The organism is Kitasatospora sp. NPDC056800 (assembly GCF_042789775.1).
GTDB lineage: Bacteria > Actinomycetota > Actinomycetes > Streptomycetales > Streptomycetaceae > Kitasatospora.
Genome location: NZ_JBHUAL010000343.1, coordinates 1 through 5,145, shown reverse-complemented (window position 1 = coordinate 5,145; position 5,145 = coordinate 1). Strand labels below are relative to the sequence as shown.

The window sequence follows — 5,145 nt, the reverse complement described above, 5'->3', positions numbered from 1 at the left end:
CCCCTCCGGGGGCGCCGGCCGTCGGCGTTCCGCCGGGGCGGTTCAGCGGGTCCAGGAGGCCTCGTCCGCGCCGAGCACCTCGAACCGCTCGAGCAGACCCGCCAGTCCGCCGGCCCCCTGGACGGACGGGAGTCCCGCCGCGGTGCCGTTGGCGCAGAGCTGGACGCCCTTCTCGACCCGGCACACCGGGGTGCCGCCGTTCGGCCGGCCGTCCGCGAACTTGCCGAAGCCGTCCGGCTGGACCGTGACGCTCAGCCACTTGTCGCCGACGGTGTACGACAGGATGGCGCTCCACGGGGGCTCGGAGTCCCTGGTGGGCCGGTGGACCTCGGCGTTCCGCAGCCTGAGGTCGGCGGGCAGGCCGGTCGGGCGCACCGGGAACGGGACGTCCCGGTCGCCGAACTCGGCGCCGGCCGCGACCCGGAGCAGGTCGTCCTGGACCTTCGCGTCCAACCACAGGGTGGCGGTCAGCTGGGCCCAGCGGCCGGAGGCGGTCATCCAGCGCAGCCCGCCCAGGGATCCCGACGCGTCGGTGAGCAGCCACTGGGCCTCCCGGCCGGCGACCGGGGGCGCGGGGGCGGTGTGCTGCCCGGGGGCGGGGGACTCGCCGGGGCCGCGCAGCAGCTCCAGCTTCAGGGCGGGGGTCGCGTTGAGGACGGCGGTGGTGGTGGCCGCGGTGGTGACGGAACGGTTGTCGCTGTTCGCGTAGCCGATGGCCGGCCGGGCCAGCCACGACGGCAGCCAGCCGAAGCGGGCCTCGGCGCTCAGCGGACCGGTCCGCGCCGCCGGGGTCGGCGCGGCCGTCGGGGACGGCGCGAGCGAGACCGGGGCGGTGGGCGCGGGGACGGCCGGCGCGGGCGGCGCCCCGGCCGGGCGCAGCAGCAGGACGCCGGCCAGGACGGCGGCGGTCGACCCGGCCACCACACCGACCAGGGCCTGCCGGCGGCGGCGCAGCCGGACCCGGCCGCGGGCGATCACGGCCGAGGTGTCGAGTGCGGCGGGCGGCGCCGGGGCCTCGGCGAGGGCGCTCAGCCGGGCGGTCAGATCACGCTGCTCGTGCGACCTCATGACGTCCTCTCGGCGGTGGTGGGACGGGGGGAGAGCGTCGTCCGGAGGGTGGCGAGCGCCCGTGAGGTCTGGCTCTTCACATTGCCCGAGGAGCAGCTCATCGCATCGGCGGTCTGATCGACCGTGAGGTCGCAGTAGTACCGGAGCACCACGGTGGCCCGCTGCTTGGGCGGCAGCGCGGCCAGCGCCTTGCGCAGGTCGAGCCAGGCGTCGAGGTCGGCGGCCACCGACGCCACGTCCACCGGCGCCGCGGTCCGTGACGTCCGCCGCCACCAGGACGAGCGCTGCTCGGCGAGGAAGGTGTTGACCAGCACCCTGCGGGCGTAGCCGTCCAGGTTCTCGACCCGGCCGGCCCGCGACCAGTTCACGTACAGCTTGGTCGCGCACTCCTGCACCAGGTCGTCGGCCCGGTGCCAGTCCCCGCACAGCAGATAGGCGACCTTGCGCAGCCAGCCGCTCCTGGAGGCCACGTACTCCGTGAACTCCACGTCGCGCGTCTGCTTCGCCATCCGCACCCCCTCTCGTCGTGGTGGCGGCGCACCGGCGCGCCGTCCGCCCCTCTAATGCGGGCACCGGCCGGAACGTTGCACGCGAACCGCGGACGTAGGCTTTCCGGCATGCCCAACGGCCGGTACTCGCTCCACGACCCGCACGACCACGTCCCGCTCGGGGAGGAGCGCTTCAGTTGCGCGCCCGGGGCGGCCGGGTGGCGGTACGTCTCCAAGACCTACGCGCCGGACGGCCGGGTGCTCGGCAGCACCGACCTGACGCTGGACTCGCGCGCCCGGCCGCTGCGGCTGGAGCTGCGGGCTGGCGGCTGGCAGGTGCGCGGCGGGGCGGTGGACGGGGTGGCCTGGGTCCGGACCGACGCGGCCGACCCCGGCGGCGAGCACGCGGCGGAGGGCCACGACCGGGCGCACGCCTTCACCGGCCGCTCGCCGGGCTTCCTGGTCGCCACCGCCCGGCTGCTGCGGCTGCGGGAGGGGGCGAGCGCGCGGGTGCGGCTGGTGGCCTTCACCGAGCCGGTGCTGGCGCCGCGCACCCTCGACCAGGGGTGGCTGCTGGAGGGCGTCGACACCCACGAGACGGATTCGGGGCCGCTGCTGGTCGAGCGGTACCAGGTGGCGGACCTGGAGACGGGCGAGCAGCAGGTCGTGCACCTGGCGGGCGACGTGGTGCTGGCGGCGGAGGGGATCGAGCTGGAGGAGCTGGAGTCGCCGCCGAACGCCTGGCGGGTGGGGGCGGAGGAGGAGTAGCGGGCCTTCGCGGCCGGGGCCGGTGCGGCAGGGCTGCTGCGGCCGGGGCGGTTCGCCTCAGGCGGGCGGGGCGAAGCCGCTGCCGGCGGCGGGCTTGTCGAAGGACGGTGCGGTCGGTGCGGTCGGTGCGGCTGCCGGGGCTGCGGCGGGGGCCGGGGGAGCCGTGGGCGCGGGCTGCTGGGTCGGCAGGCCGAGGACCCGGACGGGCCGTCCGTCGGCCGGGCCGGTCGGAGCCGGCGCGGGGAGCGGACCGGAGGCCGGGCGGGGAGCGGGCACCTGGGCGGGTACCGGTCGGCCGGGTATCGGCCCGGCCGCCCACAGCTGCTGCTGGGCCCGGGTCCACTCCCGCCGCTGGCGCTCGGTGAGCACCGCGCCCAGGTACGCCGCCGGGTGCAGCCCCGGCGCGATCGGGTGGCCGATCAGGGCGGACAGGTCCTCGGCCAGCCGGGTGGACATCCGGTGCATCACCGCCGGGTCCAACTGGCTCGTCCGGCCGAGCAGTTGGCGGACGGCCAGCCAGAGCGGCTCCGGCACCGCGGACAGGTCCATCGCGACCAGCTCGTGGCCCATCGACTGCAGCAGGTGCGGGTGCACCGGCGGCAGCGGGGTGGCGGAGCCGCCCGCACCCGGGGTGCGCTCGCGGACGACCACCGTCCCGGCGAAGATGTCGCCGAGCCGCTTGCCGTCCGAGTGCACCGCCGAGGTGATCACGGCCGGGGCGCCGGTCAGCACGATCATCTCGAAGAAGCCGACCAGCCCGCGCACCAGCGAGTGCCGGAAGCGCACCGGCCCGCCGTCGGTGCGCACCACGCGCAGGCCGAGCGCGGCCTTGCCGAGCGAGCGGCCGCGGGTGAGGGTCTCGACCATCACGGGCACGGCGACCAGGAAGAACACCATCAGGCCGATCATCGTGGCGGCCAGGGCCGCGCCGTCGAGCCCGATCAGCGCGAGGCTCAGCAGCAGCGTGAACACCAGCAGGGCGGCGAACTCCACCAGCAGGTCGATCACGATCGCCAGGGCCCTGCTCGGAAGCTTCGCCGTCTGCAGGCCGAGGACGACCGCCTCACCCGTCACCAGGTCGCTCAAGACACCTGTCCGTTCACGTTCTTGGAGCCGGTACGGCTCGCCCATGGGGATCCGGCGCCTGGGAGGGCGGCGGTGCCGGGGGAGGGAACCACCCCGGACCGGCCCCCCGTGACGCGCTCTCCGCAGTCTGATCCGCAGCCGCAAACATACGGGGCCCGGTGGGCGCACGGGAAGTGAGATCCCGACGGCCGGGGCGGCGGCCGCTGCTGGCATGCTGGGCCGCGCGGGTCCGCCCGGACCCGCCCGCCCGGACCCGCCCGCCCGCGGACCCGCCCGCGCACGCACGTCCGCGCCCGCCGCCGATCTATGGAGCCGCCGAAATGGACCTGGACGTCTTCGTCGCCACCCACCAGGGGGAGTGGGCCCGACTGGACGCCCTCGCCCGCCGGCGCCGGCTCGGCGGGGAGGAGGCCGACGAGCTGGTCACGCTCTACCAGCGCGCCACCGGACACCTCGCCAAGGTCCAGGCCGCCGCGCCGGACCCGGCCCTGGTGAGCCGGCTGACCGGCCTGGTCTCCCGCGCCCGCAGCGCGGTGACCGGCGCCCGGACCAACGGCTGGCAGGACGTCGCCCGCTACTACACGGTGAGCTTCCCGGCCGCGCTCTACCGCTCGCGCCGCTGGTGGGTGCCGGTGGCGGTGGTCTCGATGGTCGCCACCGCACTGCTCGCCTGGTGGATGGCCACCCACCCCGAGGTCCGCAACAGCCTGGTCGCGCCCGAACACCTCCAGGAGCTGACCCGCCCCGGCGGCCAGTACGAGACGTACTACTCGGACCGGCCGGCCAGCTCCTTCGCGGCACAGGTCTGGACGAACAACGCCTGGATCGCCGTGCAGTGCCTGCTGTTCGGGATCGCGTTGGGCATTCCGGTGCTCTACGTGATGTGGACCAACGTGCTCAACCTCGGCATCGGCGTCGGGCTGATGGCCTCCGCCGGTCGCCTCGACGTCTTCCTCGGCCTGCTCATCCCGCACGGCCTGCTGGAGCTGACCGCGGTCTTCGTGGCCGGCGGCCTCGGGCTGCGCCTCGGCTGGACCGTCATCGACCCCGGCCCGCGCACCCGCTCGGTGGCCCTGGCGGAACAGGGCCGCGCGATCATCGGCATGTCGATCGGCCTGGCGACGGTCCTGGCGGTCTCCGGCGTCCTCGAAGCCTTCGTGACCCCGTCCGGCCTGCCGACCTGGGCCCGCATCTCCATCGGTGTGCTGGCCGAGGCGGCCTTCCTCCTCTATGCCCTGGTGCTGGGCCGGCGGGCCGCCGGGGACGGGGAGTTCGGCGATCTGGACGCGGCCGACCGGGCGGACCTCCAGCCCGTCGCGGCCTGAGCCGATGTGATCGACAGGTCTCTGACCTGCTAGTCTTCTACTCGTCCGGCCAAACCATTGACGTGGTGAGGGTGGGCTAGTAGGTTTGAACGGTTGGGACTGACTGGACAACGGTCGGTCCCGGGCGTTAGTGTCTACGACACCGCCGAATCGAGGCGAGCGTGTTCCACGGAATACGCGTCCTCTGACGAAGCAAAATCCCACGGACGGATCACTCCGAAAGCCTTGATAGGCTTCGGAACGAAGTTCGCAGGAAATCCCCCCAGTGGGAATCGGATGAATGAAGCGCCGGTAAACGGAGCGGAAAACGTCTGGTAAGCTGGAAACACGAAAGAACGAAGCCCGGAGGGTCCGCTGGAAGGCGGTCCGAAGGAAGCGTCCGTTCCTTGAGAACTCAACAGCGTGCCAAA

At 74.3% G+C, this 5,145-nt stretch carries 6 protein-coding genes; 2 read left to right on the top strand and 4 right to left on the bottom strand.

Annotation, left to right across the window (positions count from 1 at the left end; translation table 11 throughout):
- Positions 1–42 precede the first annotated feature (42 nt).
- The gene (locus tag ACFRQN_RS39790; RefSeq protein WP_380745518.1) at positions 43–1,068 is read right to left on the bottom strand and encodes a hypothetical protein; all 1,026 of its coding nucleotides are present in this window, start codon (positions 1,066–1,068) and stop codon (positions 43–45) included.
- Positions 1,065–1,577 carry a SigE family RNA polymerase sigma factor gene (locus tag ACFRQN_RS39785; RefSeq protein WP_380745516.1) on the bottom strand — a complete coding sequence of 171 codons (513 nt, stop codon included), beginning with the start codon at positions 1,575–1,577 and terminating at the stop codon, positions 1,065–1,067. The genes ACFRQN_RS39790 and ACFRQN_RS39785 overlap by 4 nt, the downstream gene beginning before the upstream one ends.
- A gap of 108 nt (positions 1,578–1,685) precedes the next feature.
- Here ACFRQN_RS39785 and ACFRQN_RS39780 point away from each other — a divergent pair, with 108 nt between their 5' ends.
- Positions 1,686–2,324, top strand: a complete 639-nt coding sequence (locus ACFRQN_RS39780) for a hypothetical protein (RefSeq protein ID WP_074003857.1) — start codon at positions 1,686–1,688, stop codon at positions 2,322–2,324.
- 57 nt (positions 2,325–2,381) lie between these two features.
- Here ACFRQN_RS39780 and ACFRQN_RS39775 read toward each other — a convergent pair whose 3' ends face one another.
- Positions 2,382–3,410 carry an RDD family protein gene (locus ACFRQN_RS39775; protein WP_380745514.1) on the bottom strand — a complete coding sequence of 343 codons (1,029 nt, stop codon included), beginning with the start codon at positions 3,408–3,410 and terminating at the stop codon, positions 2,382–2,384.
- A gap of 320 nt (positions 3,411–3,730) precedes the next feature.
- Between ACFRQN_RS39775 and ACFRQN_RS39770 the strand changes: the two genes are divergently transcribed.
- Positions 3,731–4,735: a stage II sporulation protein M gene (locus ACFRQN_RS39770; protein WP_049660346.1), complete on the top strand. Its 1,005-nt coding sequence runs from the start codon at positions 3,731–3,733 to the stop codon at positions 4,733–4,735.
- 134 nt (positions 4,736–4,869) lie between these two features.
- On the opposite strand, the gene ACFRQN_RS39765 is transcribed toward ACFRQN_RS39770, so the two are convergent.
- Positions 4,870–5,145: hypothetical protein (locus tag ACFRQN_RS39765; protein WP_375877526.1), on the bottom strand; the 276-nt coding region annotated here is incomplete at its 5' end.

Coding starts and splice junctions, on each gene's coding strand:
- ACFRQN_RS39790 (WP_380745518.1), bottom strand. CDS start 1,068: ATGAGGTCGCACGAGCAGCGTGATCTGACCGCCCGGCTGAGCGCCCTC.
- ACFRQN_RS39785 (WP_380745516.1), bottom strand. CDS start 1,577: ATGGCGAAGCAGACGCGCGACGTGGAGTTCACGGAGTACGTGGCCTCC.
- ACFRQN_RS39780 (WP_074003857.1), top strand. CDS start 1,686: ATGCCCAACGGCCGGTACTCGCTCCACGACCCGCACGACCACGTCCCG.
- ACFRQN_RS39770 (WP_049660346.1), top strand. CDS start 3,731: ATGGACCTGGACGTCTTCGTCGCCACCCACCAGGGGGAGTGGGCCCGA.